The sequence below is a fragment of the Micromonospora sp. DT81.3 genome, assembly GCF_049847225.1.
Classification (GTDB): Bacteria; Actinomycetota; Actinomycetes; order Actinomycetales; family Microbacteriaceae; genus Microbacterium.
In genome coordinates, this window is record NZ_JBNCNY010000011.1 from 12,918 (window position 1) to 28,959 (window position 16,042).

Sequence of the window (16,042 nt, forward strand, 5' to 3'; positions counted from 1 at the left end):
GTTCGCGCCCTCCGTCATCGCCCGCCCGCCGTCATCCTCTCGACTTCGGCAAGGTGGGTGTGGCGGCGACCAGGTCTCTCGTGTAGGGGTGCTCGGGCGCGGTGAACAGCGCCTCCGAAGACCCCGCCTCGACGACCTCGCCGTGGCGCATGACGAGAGCGTCGGACGTCATATGCCGGATGACGCTGAGATCGTGCGAGATGAGCACGAGGGCGAGCCCGTGCGACGCCCGCAGACGCATCAGCAGGTTGAGGATCTGAGCCTGCGCCGAGATGTCGAGGGCGGAGGTCGGCTCGTCGGCCACAAGGAGTCTCGGCTCGCTGGCGAGGGCCCGGGCGATGCCGACCCTCTGGCACTGGCCGCCGCTCAGTCCGGAGGGCCTGCGATCCATGGCCTGCAGCGGCAGACCGACCTCGTCGAGAAGTTCACCGGCCGCGGCGGCCGCGGCCTTCTGGGTCATCGGGTGCCATCTTTGCAGAACCTCGGCGACCGTCTGCCGCGGCGTGCGCCACGGTGTCAGGGACCCGAACGGATCCTGGAAGATCATCTGCACTTCCCGGCGGGTCTTGCCGATCGCCCGCCGCCCGCCCCACGACCGCCCGTTCACGAGGACGGATCCCGTCGTCGGCGAGAGCGCTCCGACGATCATGCGGCCGAGCGTCGTCTTCCCACTGCCGCTCTCCCCCACGATCCCGATCGAGTCACCTGCCTTGATCTCCATGGACATCGGCGCCACCGCCGGTGCCTTGGCGTGCCGGAAGGTGACGGACACGTCGGTGAGCGACACGATGGTGCGGGCATCCGTCTGCACCGGAATGGCGGCATCCGGGGCGCGCAGCTCGCCCGTAGATCGGTTCAGAACCGCAAGCGGCGCACCCGGGGCGGACGTCTCGGGGCGGGCGGCCAGCAGCGCCTTGGTGTAGGGGTGCTTCGGCGCCGTGAGCACGTCGTGCGTGCTGCCCGTCTCGAGGATCTCGCCGTCGCGCATCACCGCGACGCGCTCGGAGACCATGCCCACGACGGCGAGGTCGTGGGCGATCATGAGGAGCGACATCCCGGTTTCCCTGCGCAGCTCCCCGAGCAGCTTGAGGATGTTCGCCTGCACGGTGACATCGAGCGCTGTGGTCGGCTCGTCGGCGACCATCAGCTCCGGCCGGCCGGCGAGCGCGAGCGCGATCATGACGCGCTGGCGCATCCCGCCCGACAGCTCGTGGGGGTACGACTTGAGCACGTTCTCGATGCGCGGCATGTGGACGTGCTCCAGCAGCTCGCGAGAGCGGGCGCCGACGTTCGCGCCGGGGTCGAGGGCGCGAACGGCCTCTGCGATCTGGTTGCCGATGCGCACGACGGGGTCGAGGCTGGAGAGCGAGGCCTGCGGCACGAGCGCGATCCGTCTGCCCCGGAGCTTCTGCCACGCGGGGTCGCCCTGCGCGATGGGCTGCCCGTCGAATCGCAGTTCGCCGGAGGTTACCGTGCCGCCGATCCGATCGATGAGGCCCGTGATGACGCGCGCGGTGACCGTCTTGCCGGATCCCGATTCGCCGACCAGCGCGAGCGACTCGCCGCGGGCGACGTCGAGGGTCACATTGCGCACCACGGCGCGTCCGCCCAGCTCGACGGAGATGTCGTTCAGGGACAGCAGGTTCACGGCGCTCACTTGTTCCTCCTGGAGTCGAGCAGGGAGTCTGCGACGAAGCTCAGGGACAGGCCCGTGAGCGCGAGCACGACGCCCGGCAGGATCGTGATCCACCACGCCTGCCGAAGGAAGGCGCGTCCCTCGTACATGATGCTTCCCCACTCGGCAGCCGGCGGCTGGACGCCCGCCCCGAGGAAGGGAAGGGACGAGAGGATGACGACGACCATGACGATGTCGCTGACCGCGAGAGCGACGGTGATCCGGCTCACGCCAGGCACGATGTGGCGGGTCACGATGCGGGTGTTCGAGATCCCCGCGACCCGGGTGGCGAGCACGAAGTCCGAGTCGCGGAGCGCGAGCGCCTGTCCTCGGGCGACCCGCGCGTAGCCGGACCACATGACGCACATCAGGGCGATCATGGCCGCCGGAAGGCCCGGAGGCGCTGGTCCCCAGGACGTGTCCGGCCCGATCAGCACCACGAGCGCGAGCAGCAGGATGACGAGGGGGAAGGCGATCACGGCATCCACGATGCGCATGATCAGCGAGTCGATCCATCGGGCACCGGAACCGGCCAGCGTTCCGAGGAGTGTTCCCACGACGAGGGCGAAGATCGTGACGATGACGGCTGCCGAGAGGTCGACGCGACCGCCCACCAGAGTACGGAGGAAGACGTCCCTGCCGACGGCGTCCGTGCCGAACGGGAAGGCCAGGTTCGGCGCCTGGAACGGAGCCGCGACGAAGTCGTCGGGACCGTACGGGTAGAAGAGCGGGACGAAGATGCAGGCCAGCACGATGATGCCGAACACCGTGGCGCCCACGATCCGGCTGGCCGGCGCACCGACGACGGCACGGAGCCATCCCAGCGCCCAGACCCGGCGGTCGACGACAGCGTCCGTCGCGACGAGGTCGGTCACGATGGGGTCGATTACTTTGCGGTCGGTCACAGGGTCCTCGCTCGCGGGTCGACGAATGTGTAGGCGATCTCCACCACATAGCCGCTGATCACGACGACGATGGCGGAGACGAGTGCAATGCCCTGGATGACCGGGTAGTCGCGTCGGGAGACGGCCTGGCTCATCTCCGATCCGAGGCCGGGGATGCCGAAGACCGACTCGACGATGATGGCTCCGGTCAGCAGGGTGGCGAAGCTGATGCCGATGAGGGTCAGCACGGGGAGCAGGCTGTTGGGAAGCGTGTGCTTCATCGTGAGCACGCGTGCCGGCAGACCGCGCATGAATGCGGCCTCCATGTACTGCTGTCCTTGGGAGTCGATCGCCGACTGACGAACGGTCCTGGTGACGAGCGTCGACATGGTCGTGGACAGTGCGACCCCGGGGAGGATGAGATATGCGAAGTTCTCCGGCCAGGTCCCCGGCCATCCGCCGGCCGGCAGCCAGCCGAGCGTCAGCGAGAAGACGAGGATCAGGAGCAGTCCCACGAGGAACGCGGGCGTGGAGAACGTGATCATGCTGGACGTCCGCACCGCCAGGTCGACCCCGCGCCGCCGGGTGAGGGCGGCGAGCAGCCCGAGGATGATGCCGACCGTCACGCCGATGACGATCCCGGCGAGGGCGATGGCGGCGGTGGCGGGGAGCGCGTCGCCGATGATGTCGGCGACCGAGCGACCCGGCTGGGACGTCGACTCCCCCAGGTCGCCCCGGAACAGCCCACCCACGTAGAGGAGGAACTGCTCCGGGACCGACTTGTCGAGGTTGAGCTGGCTGGCGAGCTCCGCGGCCTCCTCGGGCGAATACTCCGATCCGAGGATCACCCTCACCGGGTCGCCGGGGATGAGTCGCACGAGCAGGAACACCAGGACGACGACAACAGCGATGGTCAGAAGAGCCTGACCGGTCATCCGTCCGATCCGGGTCGTGACTGCTCGTGCGTTCATCAGTTCTGCGACTCCATCCGTGCCATCGACTGCACGAGCGTGAACACGCCGTCGGGAAGTGTCGAGACACTGCCGCGAACCCACGGGGCGAGCGTCACGAACGGCTGGTCCTCGGAGAACTGCTCCTCGACGGCCGCCTGTGCCTCCAGGCGCTCGGCGCCGGTGGTCGCGTTCACCTGCGCGATGAGCTGATTCATCTCCTCCGAGTTGTATCCGGTGAACTCCGACTTGAGGGGACCGGTGCCGAGCAGCGCGTTGGCCATGAGCTGATCCGGCGTGTTGGAGGCGCTCGCCATCGCGCCGGGCACGATGTCGTAGTCGGCGGCGAACAGGCGGTCGACGAGAGTCGCGCCGTCCACCTTCTCGAGCTCGACGGTCATGCCGATCTCCTCGAGCTGCTGCTGCACCATCAGTGCCAGCTGGCCGGAGAACGCGAAGTCCTGGTCGGAATAGACCATGTCGACCGTGCAGCCGGACTCGCACTCCGTGCCCTTGAGGAACTCCTTCGCGGCATCGAGATCCTGCGCGACCGGCTTGCTGTCATCGTAGGCGTCGGTCCCCGCGGGCCAGAATCCGGACTGCGGCGTGTTGTACTCGCCCCAGATCGAGGACACGATCGCCTCCCGGTCGATCGCCGCGTTCACTGCTTTGCGCACATCGGCGTCCGCAAACGGTCCGCGGGTGTTCTGCAGGCGGAGGTCGAAGAATCCGTACACGTCGGTCATCAGCACCTGCGGACCGGCGTCGCCGGCGACTTGAGTGATGAAGTTGGGCGCGAGATCGCCCGCGAAGTCGACCTGACCGGACTGCAGCTGGCTCAGCGCCGAGTTGCCGTCGGGGATGATCTCGAACGTCACCTGCTCCACGGCAGGAGCCTCACCCCAGAAGTTCGGGTTCGCCGTCAGTTCGAGCTTGCTCGATGCCCAGCCCTCCTCGATCGTGTACTGACCGGACGTGACCGTCGGCGCCTGGAAGTAGGTGTCGGCGTCAGCCATGGCGGAAGCAGGGAAGATCGCCAGCAGACCGGCCTGCCCCTCGAACGACGGGTACGGCGAGGGGAAGGTGAACTCCACGGTCGACTCATCGGTCGCCGTCACGGTGCTGATTCGATTCGTCGTCGAGGCGATCCGGCTGCCCTCGACGGCTTTGTGCCGGTTGATGGTGGCCGCGACATCCTCCGCCGTGATCGGGGAGCCGTCCGAGAATTTCGCATCCCGGAGAGTGACGGTCGCCGACGTGAAGTCGTCGCTGTACGTCACGCTCTCTGCGAGTCCCGGCTCGGTCTCGCCGTCGGCCGTCACCACGAACAGCGAGGTGTTCATCAGGGCGCTGACCGCCCGGTCGGTCGCTGAGACGGTCGCCGTCGGGTCGAAGCTCGCCGTCTGGGCGGCCAGCGAGATCACGGCCGAAGGGATGGCGGCGCCATCCCACTCTGAAGCGGAAGGGCTGGCCGCGACGCCGCCGCCACCGCCTCCCGCGCATCCGGCGAGCACGGTAGCGGCGGCAACCGCCGCCACGAGCGCGACAAGCCCTCTGGACTTCTTCGTCATGTCAGAACACTCCTTGTTCATTGGTGCATCAGTGCGGAAAGCCTGCTGGCTTGTCGTGCGGCAGTGGCTACTGCCGATTCAGCGCCGGTCGGCGCCGCCCTGCGATTCAGGGACGTCTGTGGATCGGTAGGAGACGATCTCGAGGATGTTGCCGAACGGATCACGCACGAACGACCAGTCCATGTCGTGGCGCTCGAAGTATGAGGCAGGCATGACCTCGTCACCGCCGCGTTCGATCAGCTCCGCGGTCGCGGCAGCGCAGTCGTCGACGACGATCGCGAGGTGGTGGATGCCGGCGGCCCCGGGAGTCGGCGAAGCGAGACCTGGGCGCTGCACGATCTCGAGCCGGATCCCTCCGGCCTGGAGGTGCGCCCACGCCATCCCGCTGGACTCGTTCTCCCACCTGTCCGTCACGGAGAGCCCGAGCGCGTTCACGTACCAGTTCACGGCGGGGTCCAGCTCGTCGACCATGATTCCCACGTGGTCGACGCGAATGAGCTCGACCGAACGGGCGGCCTGTCCAGCGTCGGCGGTGCGGGGTGCGGGGGAATCGGTGTCGTCCTTGATCACAGAATGAAGGTGCGCCATCTTTTGCCCGTTATCAAGCAGAAGTTGTATTTTGTCGGACATTGTGCTGTCCTTGACGCATTGACTTATGCACATACGCGGTCACGGATGTTTCGCTCGACCGACTCGAATCGCGAAGAAGGGATTCTCATGCCGACCAGGACGCGCTCGACCCGCAGCCCTCTGCGGGTCGGCGTCATCGGCACCACGGCGTACGCCGAGACGCACATGAGACGTGTCAAGGAGCACCCGCAAGCCGTTCTCACAGCCATCGCCGGCCGGGATCGCACGCGCGCAGAGGCCGTCGGCGCAACGCACCACGTGCCGCAGGTCTACGCCGGGTACGAAGAGCTCATCGGGGCCGGTGAAGTGGATGCGCTCATCGTCGTCGCCCCGGATGATCTGCACGAGCCCATCGCCATCGCGGCGTTCGGTGCGGGGATCCACGTGCTCTGCGAGAAGCCGTTGGCGAGCACGCCGCAGGCGGCCCGTCGGATGATGGATGCCGCGGACGCGTCGGGGCTCGTGAACATGAGTTACTTCGCCCTGCGGACATCGGCGCATCACCGTCACCTGCGTCAGCTCGTCGCCGAGGGACTGATCGGGGAGGTGCGCACCGCGAACTTCACGCTCGCGCACGGCTTCTTCCGATCGCCCGAATACAACTGGCGGTTCGACGCCTCGCGGGGCGGGGGCGTCGTCTCCGACCTCGGCTGCTACCTCTTCGATCTGGCCCGCTGGTACGTCGGCGAGGTGCGCTCGGTGGCGGCACACGGTGCCGGTTTCGTCCACCGCCCGCACCCCGACGGCACGACGTATGCGACCGCAGACGACTCCTGCGTCGGTGCGCTGGTCTTCGAGACGGGAGCGCACGCCACGTTCGAGGTGAGCGTGCTGTCGCACATCGGCGCGGGCGCGCAGCGCAACACCGTCCACCTGCAGGGTGAGACCGGTCGTCTCGAGCTGACGCACACCTTCGCGGGTTCCGAGCTTCGGTACGCCCCGGACGATGGCGGTGACTTCGCCGTACTCGATCTTCCCGGTGATCTTGCGGCGCCGAGCGGTGATGCCGAGTTCATCGATGCCGTTCTCGCCGACGTGCAGGTTCTCCCCCGGTTCGCCGACGGGTGGCGGGTGCAGCAGATCGTGGCTGCGGCAGAAGCCGCCGCCCACTCGAACAACTGGGTCGACGTGAAGGAACGCACCGCATGATGAAGGTCGCAAGCGTCAGCTTCTGGCACCTGCACGGCACGGACTACGCACGCGATGCCCAGGCGCATCCCGAGCTCGATCTCGTGTGCCTGTGGGACGAGGATCCGGAGCGAGGGGTGGCCGGCGCCGCGCAGCACGACATCCCATACGTCTCCGACCTTGACGACATCCTCGACGACGCCGAGATCGACGGCGTCATCGTCTGCAACCCCACGGCCGAGCACCTGGATGTCGTCCTGCGCTGCATCCGGGCGGGAAAGCACGTGTTCATGGAGAAGGTCATCAGCGCGTCGCTGGCCGAGGCATCCACCATCGTTCAGGAGGCGCGCGCCGCCGGCGTCGCACTGGTCGTCTCGCTGTGGCGATCGGACCGCGGGTACACCACGCAGATCGCGGAGCTCGTCGAAAGCGGGGTCGTGGGCGAGGTGACCTCCGCACGGGTGCGCGATGGGCATCCCTTCGCCCTTCCCGCCGACGGCCGACCTGATGGCACGCTCCCCGACCGGTTCTGGGATCCCACCGAGGCCAAGGGCGGAGTGCTCATCGACCTCTGCCATCCCCTCTATCTCCTGGCGCGCATCGTCGGCACGCCGCAGAGCGTGGTCGGGACCTTCGGGCACGTCACCGGACGGCGCACCGAAGACAACGCCGCGGTGCTGCTGTCATACCCGAACGGGGCGATCGGCATCGCCGAGACCTCGTCGGTCACGCGCATCACGCCGTTCACGATCGAGGTGCACGGCACCGAGGGAAGCATCCTCTATTCGGAGCCGGGGATCGGTGCGCTGGTCGCGGCGCGGAACGGGGGCGGTCCCGCGCGCGGCGACGGCCCAGACGAGCGGCCACGGCTTCGCGTGCGCTCCACGAGGACGGGAACGACGGGGTGGCAGGAAGTCGACGTGCGGCCGGACGCGTCGCCCGCGCTGTGCCAGTGGGTCGAGCAGATGAAGACCGGCGAACGCGGGAACGGCAACCTGGAGCTCGGACTCGCACTGTCCGCGATCGTGGAAGCCGCCTACGAATCCGTGACGCAGCAGCGCGCGGTCGCCGTTCCGGCCGTGTGATTGACTTTCGGAATGCGAGATGAGGCCGTGCTGACGACATCTGGCGGGATAGGCACGGGAGAGCTTTTCCAGATCTTCCTGGACGGCCGGGCACGTACCAAAGCCGAGCTCGGGGAGATCACCGGGATGTCCCGCAACGCCGTGTCGTCCAGGGTCGACGCGCTCCTCAAAGGCAGGTTCGTGGTGCCCGTCGGCTCCGACCCCTCGTCCGGCGGTCGCCGGCCCGCTCGACTGGCCTTCAACGCCGACGCCGGCGTGGTGCTGGCAGTCGACCTCGGGGCCACCCATGCGACGATCGCCGTGACGAACCTCGCCGCGTCGGTGCTCGGGCTTCACTCGACGCCGATGGCCATCTCTGCGGGACCGACCGAGATTCTCGACCGCGTCTTCGAGATCGGAGCCGAGCTTCTCGAGCAGCATGCTCCTCAAAAGCCCCTGTACGGGGTGGGAATCGGGCTGCCCGGTCCTGTCGAGCATTCGACAGGACGCCCGGTCAAGCCGCCGATCATGCCCGGATGGGACGGCTTCGACGTCCCGGAGTACGTCCAGCGCCGCTTCCCCGTGCCGGTGTACGTCGACAACGACGTCAACGTCCTCGCCCTCGGGGAGAGGACGCTCAGCTGGCCCGACGTCGACGACCTGGTCTTCGTGAAGGTCGCGACGGGGATCGGCGCCGGAATCATCTCGGGCGGGGTCCTGCAGAGGGGTTCGCAGGGGATCGCGGGCGACATCGGCCATGTGCGCGTGCCGCACAGCAAGGACTCCGTGCGGCCGATCGACGACGAACGCGGGCTCTCCTCCATCGCGAGCGGGACGGCCATCGCCGCCGAGCTGCGGGCCAAAGACCTGGAAGCCGCGAACGGCTTCGACGTCGTCCGTCTCGTCGAACAGGGCAACCCCGCCGCGATCGCCGCCACCCGTCAGGCCGGCCGCGAGGTCGGAGAGGTACTCGCCATGGTGGTGAACACGCTCAATCCCGCGATCATCGTGATCGGCGGCGTCGTCGCCACCGCCGGTGACCACCTTCTGGCCGGCATCCGGGAAGTGGTGTACCGCACCTCGATACCGGCGGCCACGCAGAACCTCCAGGTGGTGCAGACGAAGGCGAAGGAACGGGCGGGGGTGCTCGGAGCGGCGATTCTGGTCACGCAGCAGGTGCTGTCCTCGCAGAACGTCGAAGCCGTCGTCGCCCGCCACGCCTAAGCCGAGGGCACCGAGCGCACCGCTGACCCGGGAACCCGACGCGAGCGTCGAGTCCCCGGGCCATTTCTTCTGTTTGACCTAGCGGACGACCACCACCCCGTAGCCCTTCGTCGGTGCGACCGCTGCGCTCCCCTCGTAAACGGCCACGATGGCGTGCACTCCGCGGGGTAGCTTCCCCACCGGAATGGCGACCTTGCCGTCGGCAGCCGTGCCCGTGAACGTCCTCCCGGCCGTCGTGACGGTGACCGTTCCCTCGGCATCCGCCCGGAGAGGAAGGATGCGCACAGTGACCGTCACGGGTCGAGATGCCGCGGCGACGAGCAGCGGCGTGGTGGTGACCACAGCCGCAGACACCCAGCGCACGGTGACCCCGGCGCTCGTCGCGTTCGCCGTGCCGGAGCCGTCGGAGGCGGTGACCTCCACCGTCAGCGCCTTGCCCTGATCAGCCGATCGCACGAGGTAGGTCGGTGCCGTTGCACCTGGGATGGCGACACCGTCCCTTAGCCATCGATAGCTGAACGCGAGGTTCTCGCCCGCCCACTCTCCGGGAGTCGCCGAGAGCGTGCGTCCGACGTCGGGCTGACCGGATACCACCGGCGCGGTCACGCCGACCGGAGTGGCCGGCTGATCGCACACGAAGCTGTCCGCGCTCTCGCGGTCGCCTTCCCTGTACACCGCGACCGACGGGTACACGCACAGCGGCCGCGTCCTCGTCGGCGACCACGATGCGGGTACCTCCGCGTTGGTGCTGGACACAGAAGCCACCAGCCGGTCGGGCGCGTGGCCCTGTTCGACCCAGTCCACCAGAGCGGCGAGCGCGGCGTACTGATCGGTTGCCGGACCGCCCTGCACGTGGCCCATCCCCGGAACCTCGAAGTAGCGCACGAACCGCTCGGCGTCGCCGTCATTGCGGGCATCGAGCTGGTCGTACCAGGCGGCCGTGTCATCGGCGGAGAACACCGCGTCCGAGGCGCCGTGCACCACGATCATCTTGCCGCCGCGATCGCGAAGCCTCTCGAGGTTCGTGGGATCGGGCGGCGTCATGTACGACATCGCGCTCTCGGTGTAGATGCCGCTGGACTGGTAGATGCTCGCCGCGGCGGCGTCGATGTCCAGCCCGAGCGCGTACGCCGGCAGCGACGCAAGCGGCGGCGCGTCCGGCGGTGTGGTGAAGAGATACCCCACGGCGCCAGGATCGAGTGCCACCGATGCCGTGAACTCCCAGAACCCCCATCCCGGCTGGACGAGGCCCGGGTCGAACGGGAAGGAGCTGTAGATCGGCTCACCGTCGCTGGTGCGCGCTCCGGCGAAGATGTCCGACACGACCGACTTCTGCTCGACGGTCAGACACGTTTCATCCCGGTCGGCGTCGCACGTCGGCACGTCGCGATCCAGCGAGAAGACCTGCTGGCAGAGCGCGCTGGCCTGTACCATCCCGTCGGCCAGTCCGTCGAGCGCATCGCAGCGCGCCAGGACCGACGCCGCGATGACGGCGCGTTCCGCCGGGGTCAACGCCGTCGAGATGTCCGCCGGGTCGGTGGCCACTGTCGCGTACCGCTGCGCTCCCCAGATCTGCGCCACGGCCGCCTGGGGAAGGTTGAAGCCGGGCGCGATGGGGAGGAACCCGTCGTACTGATCGGCGTATCGCGCCGCTCCGACCATTGTGTGCCGCCCGCCGTTGGACCCGCCGGTCATGTACGAGCGATCGGGGCCACGGCCGTATCCCGCCTCGATGAGCGCTTTCGCCATCGGCGTGAGCGTGCCGACGGCTTGGTAGCCGTAGTCGAGCCGGGCTTGCGGATCGAGCCCGAACACGGGGCCCTGGCTGCCGGAGTGCCCGGCATCCGAACTGATGACGGCGAACCCCATCTGCAATCCGCTCTCGCCGCCCCCGGTGCCTCCGAGCGCCGGAACGACCGCTCCGTCCAGGCCCCCGTTCGCCTGATAGAGGAAGCGCCCGCTCCAGGCCACAGGAAGGCGCATCTCGAACCCGATCGCGTACGTCGCACCGTCGACGTCGCTCACCCGCTCGTTCATGCGTCCGGTGACCAGGCAGTGCTCCCCCACTTCCACGCCGTTGACGGAGCCGGCGGGCACGACCTCCGCACCGTCGATCACCGTGCTCGGATACGCGAACTCCGCGAGCCCCTCGCATTCGGCGAGCGTGCCGGGCTGGGCCGCCGTGAGCTGCGGCGGATCGGAGGATTGCTCCGCGGCCGAGACGGGAGCGATGGCGGCGCTCATGAGCAGCGCACCGGTGGCGAGCGCGGAGACGAGAGCGCTCCGGCCGCGGCCCCAGCGCGTCATCGCCGATCTCCCCTGCTCGTGATGAACGGAAGGCACCTGATTACGACGGACATTGTCGATCCTCTCCTTGCCGCGCCGGCGAGGCGACGTGCGCACGCGGGTTGTGACGACGGCGCGCACCGTTGCTCGCCGATGCGGCTACGGTAGCCCGCTCCGCTCCGTTACTCAACCGATTTGTGACGCCCGTCACCAAATCCTTGACAATCAGCGTGACGTGATCGACCATTGCAGTGTCACCACGACGACGTGAGACCGGATGCCGCGGGCACCTCCCCCTCGTCGCGAGACGCTCCCGACACCACAGAGAGGCCCGTTCATGAAGAAGAGGCTCGCCGCGCTCGGCCTGCTGGCCGCCGCCGCACTCGCGCTCGCCGGATGCACCGATTCCGGTGCCGCTCCGTCATCCGCTCCGACGGAGAACGATGCGGAAGGCGGCGAACTGACCGCGGTCCGCGTGGCCGCCCTGCCCATCGCCGAGACCGGGGCACTGTGGGGCGCGATCGATGAGGGCATCTTCGAGGAGCACGGCTTCGAGGTCGAGATCGTGCCGGCCCAGGGTGGTGCGCAGGCGATTCCCGCACTCCTCAGCGGCGACATCCAGTTCGCCATCGGCCAGCCGTTCGGCCCCATCCGGGCCGATCTGCAGGATCTCGGCGTCGTCGTGATCGGCAACTACGCCAGCTCGCTCGAGGAGGGCAAGGACGTCAACGCGGTCGTCTCGCTGGCGGACTCCGGCATCACGACGCCCAAGGATCTCGAGGGCAAGCGCGTGTCGGTCAACAGCCTCGGCGCCGCGGGCGATGTGACCATCATGAAGGCGGTCGAGGACGACGGCGGCGACCCCTCGACGATCGAGTTCGTCGAGGTCGCGTTCCCCGACGCACAGGCGCAGCTCGACGCCGGCAACATCGATGCCGCGTGGGTTCCCGACCCGTTCATGTCTCAGATCGTCGGCGCCGGCGGCAACCTCGTCGTGCACCCGTACCAGGCGACGATCCCCGGCCTGCCGCTGCTCGTCGACATCACCACCCAGGAGCTGCTGGACACCGAGCCGGAACTCGTCTCCGAGTTCGCCGACGCGATGGCCGAGGCTCTCGACTGGGCCGCGGCCAACGAAGACGCCGTCCGGGCGGCGATCGTGGAGAACCTCGGCATCCCTGAGGAAGCGGCAGCAGGGATCACCCTTCCGAACTTCACGTCCGAGGTGGATGTCGACGCCATCGAACAGCTCGTCGCGCTCGCCATGCAGTTCGGCGTGCTCACCGAGGAGCCGGACCTCGACACGCTGATCCAGCAGCAGTAGCTCCATGGCCACCACCGACGCCCCCGCGGTCGCCGCCGTCCGCCGAACCAGGCGGTCCGCTCACACGGCGCGCACGTTCGCGCTGGGCGCCGGCGGCATCCTGGGCTTTCTGATCCTCTGGCAGCTCATCCCCACGCTCGGGATCGTCAGCCCCCAGTACCTGCCGTACGCGACGGAGACCCTGGCGCGCATGGTCGCGGAGTTCCGGGATCTGGAGTTCTGGCGCAACGTCGGTCGCACGATGACCGCGTGGTTCCTGGGTCTGCTCATCGCGACGGTCGCAGCCACTGTGCTGGGCACGATCATCGGGCTCGTCCCGTTCCTCCGGCGAGCCACCCACACGACCGTCGAGTTCCTGCGGCCGATCCCGTCCGTCGCCCTGATCCCGCTCGCCGTGCTCCTCTACGGCATCCAGCTGCAGGCGGCGCTCGTCATCATCGTCTTCGCGAGCTTCTGGCAGGTCTTCGTGCAGGTGCTCTACGGCGTCGCAGACGTGGATGCCGTGGCCCGCGACACGGCGCGCGCATTCGGGCTCACCCGCGCCGAACGGGTGCGGTACCTGATCCTTCCCACCACACTCCCCTACCTGATGACGGGGCTGAGGCTCGCGGCATCCGTCGCCCTCATCCTCGCCATCACCGCCGAGATGGTGATCGGCACACCGGGGCTGGGCAGGGCGATCGTCTTCTACCAGGCGGCCGGAGACTGGGTCGGTGTGTACTCGCTCGTCGTCGTCACAGGACTCCTGGGACTCGCGATCAACCTGGTCTTCCGCCTGATCGAGCGGAAATCGCTCGCGTGGCACCAGTCGGTGCGGGGGGAGGAACTGCTGTGACCCTCTACACCAGCACCGTCCGCGTGCCGCCGCAGCGCTCGCAGGCGAGGAGGCGCGCCGGCGAGAACATCGCCTACGCGATCGGGCTGCCGTTCCTGCTCCTCGTGCTGTGGGGGGTGTGGGCGACCGTCGCCCCTGCGAAGTTCTTCCCACCGCCGCTGGTCATCCTGCAGGCGTTCATCGACACTTGGGTGGGACCCGCCTTCCTCACCGACGTGCTGCCGAGCCTCGGCCGTCTGGCGCTGGGCATCGTCCTCTCGATCGCGATCGGCATCGTCGCGGGCACTCTGATCGGCCTGAACCGGTGGCTGCGTGAACTGCTGGAGCCCCTCCTGGAGTTCTTCCGCGCCATCCCGCCGCCGGTTCTCATCCCGATCGTGATGCTGCTGATGGGCATCACCGATGCGATGAAGGTCGCGGTGATCGTCTTCGGCGCCGTGTGGCCGGTGCTGCTGAACACCATCGAGGGCGTCAGGTCGACCGACAGCGTCATGACCGAGACCGCCCGCTCCTTCGCCCTCACTCGTGGGGAGAGGCTGCGCTACCTCGTGCTGCCCTCGGCCAGCCCACGGATCATGGCGGGAGTGCGCCAGACCATGTCGGTCGCGCTCATCCTGATGGTGATCTCGGAGATGTTCGCATCGTCGTCCGGGCTCGGATACCGGATCGTCTACTTCCAGCGCAACTACCTGATCGCCGAGATGTGGAGCGGCATCCTGCTGCTCGGCCTGATCGGAATCCTGCTCGCCGCACTGTTCGGCATCGTCGAGAAGCGCGTGCTGCGCTGGTACCACGGAATCAAGGAGGTCGAACGTGCCTGAGACCCTGCTCAAGGTCGAGCATCTGAAGAAGGTCTACGAATCCACGACAGGCGACGTCGAGGCCATCGGCGACATCAGCTTCGAGATGGGCTCCGGCGAGCTCGTCTGCATCGTCGGGCCATCGGGATGCGGCAAGACGACGCTTCTCAAGTGCATCGCCGGCCTCCTCCGCCCCACCCAGGGAACCGTGGACCTCGACGGAAAGCGGGTCACCGGACCTCCGCCCAACATGGCGCTGGTGTTCCAGGAGTACGGCCGCAGCCTCTACCCCTGGCTGACGGTGCGTGGCAACGTCGAGCTTCCGCTGAAGCACAAGAACCTCGCCGCAGCCGAGCGCGATCGTCTGATCGACGACGCCCTCACCGCCGTCGGGCTGGACCACGCCGCCCGGAGCTACCCGTGGCAGCTCTCGGGCGGGATGCAGCAGCGCGTCGCGATCGCGCGTGCGGTTGCCTACCAGCCCGAGGTGCTCATCATGGACGAGCCCTTCGCCGCCGTGGATGCGCAGACACGGGCTGATCTCGAGGACCTCGTCCGGCGACTCCACCTCGAGCGCGGGATGTCGATCCTGTTCGTGACGCACGACATCGACGAGTCCGTGTATCTTGGCGAGCGCGTCATCGTGCTCTCCAAGTCGCCGACCTGGGTGCAGGAAGACCTGTCCATCGATCTCTCCCCCGCGCGCGACCAGATCACGACGCGCGCGCTGCCCCGCTTCACAGAACTGCGCACCCATGTGTACGAGCAGATCCAGCGGGCGAAGCGCGGGGAGGCCGTACGGCCGGTCGCGTGAGCATCGCACCGGCCGAGAAGGGGAAGAGCATGCGCAGCCGCCAGCCCAAGCAGCTGCTGCTCGCCTTCTTCGGCGAGCACGTGGTCGATCAGGACGTGCCGCCGCTGCGGGCAAGCTCTCTCATCGAGGTGCTCGAGGGGGCGGGCGTCGCGGCGCCCGCGACACGGGCGACGCTGGACCGGATGGTGCAGCGGGGCCTCCTCACCCGCGAGCGCCGCGGCCGCGAGATCCTCTTCTCCCTGACCGAGGAGGGTGGCGCGGTGCTCCGCGAGGCGACCGAACGGGTGAGGGGCCCGCACCCTTTCCAGCCGCACGGCACCGGCTGGACCCTGGTCACCTTCACGGTGCCGGAGGATCAGCGGACCCTGCGGCACCGCCTTCGCTCCGCCCTGACATGGGAGGGCTTCGCACCCCTGCGGGACGGCCTCTGGCTGGCGCCCGGCGAGGTGGATCTCGACGCAGCGCTCGAGCCGCTGCGCGCCGACCTGCCCGCCGCAGCCATCACCGCCTTCCACGCGCGGGAGCTACCCGGATACGCCATGGCCGACAATGTGCGCGCCGCGTGGGACATCGAGAAGATCCGCGACGAGCACCTGGCCTTCATCGACACGTGGAGCGCCGCGTCCACCGCCGCGGAGGCGGGCAGCCCGCTCTCCGCACGGGCGATGCTCGTCGCCGACTGGCTCGCACTCCTGGGAACCGACCCGCGGCTTCCTCGGGCGTTCATGGACGACGACTGGCCGGCGGATCGTTCGTACGAGGTCTACTGGGCCGCGCGAAACGCCCTGGACGAGGCATCCACCCGGCAGTTCACCGCGTTGACCGCCGATGGCACCCAGCGCCGCGCGTCGTAGGTG

The 16,042-nt window shown here is 68.4% G+C and carries 14 protein-coding genes; 8 read left to right on the forward strand and 6 right to left on the reverse strand.

Annotated elements, in window-relative coordinates:
* Positions 1 to 31: 31 nt before the first annotated feature.
* From ACPW96_RS19450 to ACPW96_RS19470, 5 genes are all read right to left on the reverse strand, one after another.
* Positions 32 to 1,657, reverse strand: coding sequence for a dipeptide ABC transporter ATP-binding protein (locus ACPW96_RS19450; RefSeq protein WP_425885083.1), 1,626 nt, complete (start codon positions 1,655 to 1,657; stop codon positions 32 to 34).
* Positions 1,654 to 2,580: an ABC transporter permease gene (locus ACPW96_RS19455; protein ID WP_425821046.1), complete on the reverse strand. Its 927-nt coding sequence runs from the start codon at positions 2,578 to 2,580 to the stop codon at positions 1,654 to 1,656. The genes ACPW96_RS19450 and ACPW96_RS19455 overlap by 4 nt, the downstream gene beginning before the upstream one ends.
* Entirely contained in the window at positions 2,577 to 3,530 is a 954-nt protein-coding gene (locus ACPW96_RS19460) for an ABC transporter permease (protein ID WP_425821045.1), read from the reverse strand. Before ACPW96_RS19460 ends, ACPW96_RS19455 begins: the two co-directional genes overlap by 4 nt.
* Complete coding sequence (locus ACPW96_RS19465; protein WP_425885085.1) at positions 3,530 to 5,080, reverse strand: ABC transporter substrate-binding protein; 1,551 nt, start codon at positions 5,078 to 5,080, stop codon at positions 3,530 to 3,532. Before ACPW96_RS19465 ends, ACPW96_RS19460 begins: the two co-directional genes overlap by 1 nt.
* Positions 5,081 to 5,158: 78 nt before the next feature.
* The gene (locus ACPW96_RS19470) at positions 5,159 to 5,650 is read right to left on the reverse strand and encodes a VOC family protein (RefSeq protein ID WP_425885087.1); all 492 of its coding nucleotides are present in this window, start codon (positions 5,648 to 5,650) and stop codon (positions 5,159 to 5,161) included.
* Positions 5,651 to 5,797: 147 nt separating this feature from the next.
* On the opposite strand from ACPW96_RS19470, the gene ACPW96_RS19475 reads away from it, so the two are divergent.
* The 3 genes from ACPW96_RS19475 to ACPW96_RS19485 are packed head-to-tail and all read left to right on the forward strand — an operon-like array spanning position 5,798 to position 9,126.
* Positions 5,798 to 6,859: a Gfo/Idh/MocA family protein gene (locus ACPW96_RS19475; RefSeq protein WP_425885089.1), complete on the forward strand. Its 1,062-nt coding sequence runs from the start codon at positions 5,798 to 5,800 to the stop codon at positions 6,857 to 6,859.
* On the forward strand, positions 6,856 to 7,923 hold the full coding sequence (locus tag ACPW96_RS19480) for a Gfo/Idh/MocA family protein (protein ID WP_425821041.1): 1,068 nt from the start codon (positions 6,856 to 6,858) through the stop codon (positions 7,921 to 7,923). The genes ACPW96_RS19475 and ACPW96_RS19480 overlap by 4 nt, the downstream gene beginning before the upstream one ends.
* Before the next feature lie 12 nt (positions 7,924 to 7,935).
* Positions 7,936 to 9,126: an ROK family protein gene (locus ACPW96_RS19485; RefSeq protein ID WP_425885091.1), complete on the forward strand. Its 1,191-nt coding sequence runs from the start codon at positions 7,936 to 7,938 to the stop codon at positions 9,124 to 9,126.
* A 78-nt stretch (positions 9,127 to 9,204) separates the two neighbouring features.
* Here the strand turns inward: ACPW96_RS19485 and ACPW96_RS19490 are convergent, their stop codons facing one another.
* Positions 9,205 to 11,433, reverse strand: a complete 2,229-nt coding sequence (locus ACPW96_RS19490) for a tannase/feruloyl esterase family alpha/beta hydrolase (protein ID WP_425885093.1) — start codon at positions 11,431 to 11,433, stop codon at positions 9,205 to 9,207.
* A gap of 316 nt (positions 11,434 to 11,749) precedes the next feature.
* Between ACPW96_RS19490 and ACPW96_RS19495 the strand changes: the two genes are divergently transcribed.
* The 5 genes from ACPW96_RS19495 to ACPW96_RS19515 are packed head-to-tail and all read left to right on the forward strand — an operon-like array spanning position 11,750 to position 16,039.
* Positions 11,750 to 12,736 carry an ABC transporter substrate-binding protein gene (locus tag ACPW96_RS19495; protein ID WP_425821038.1) on the forward strand — a complete coding sequence of 329 codons (987 nt, stop codon included), beginning with the start codon at positions 11,750 to 11,752 and terminating at the stop codon, positions 12,734 to 12,736.
* A 4-nt stretch (positions 12,737 to 12,740) separates the two neighbouring features.
* Entirely contained in the window at positions 12,741 to 13,571 is an 831-nt protein-coding gene (locus ACPW96_RS19500) for an ABC transporter permease (protein WP_425885095.1), read from the forward strand.
* Entirely contained in the window at positions 13,568 to 14,392 is an 825-nt protein-coding gene (locus ACPW96_RS19505) for an ABC transporter permease (RefSeq protein WP_425885096.1), read from the forward strand. Before ACPW96_RS19500 ends, ACPW96_RS19505 begins: the two co-directional genes overlap by 4 nt.
* A complete protein-coding gene (locus tag ACPW96_RS19510) occupies positions 14,385 to 15,185 on the forward strand; it encodes an ABC transporter ATP-binding protein (protein ID WP_425821035.1) in 801 nt (266 codons plus the stop codon). The genes ACPW96_RS19505 and ACPW96_RS19510 overlap by 8 nt, the downstream gene beginning before the upstream one ends.
* Entirely contained in the window at positions 15,182 to 16,039 is an 858-nt protein-coding gene (locus tag ACPW96_RS19515) for a PaaX family transcriptional regulator C-terminal domain-containing protein (RefSeq protein ID WP_425885098.1), read from the forward strand. Before ACPW96_RS19510 ends, ACPW96_RS19515 begins: the two co-directional genes overlap by 4 nt.
* The last annotated feature ends 3 nt before the right edge of the window (positions 16,040 to 16,042 follow it).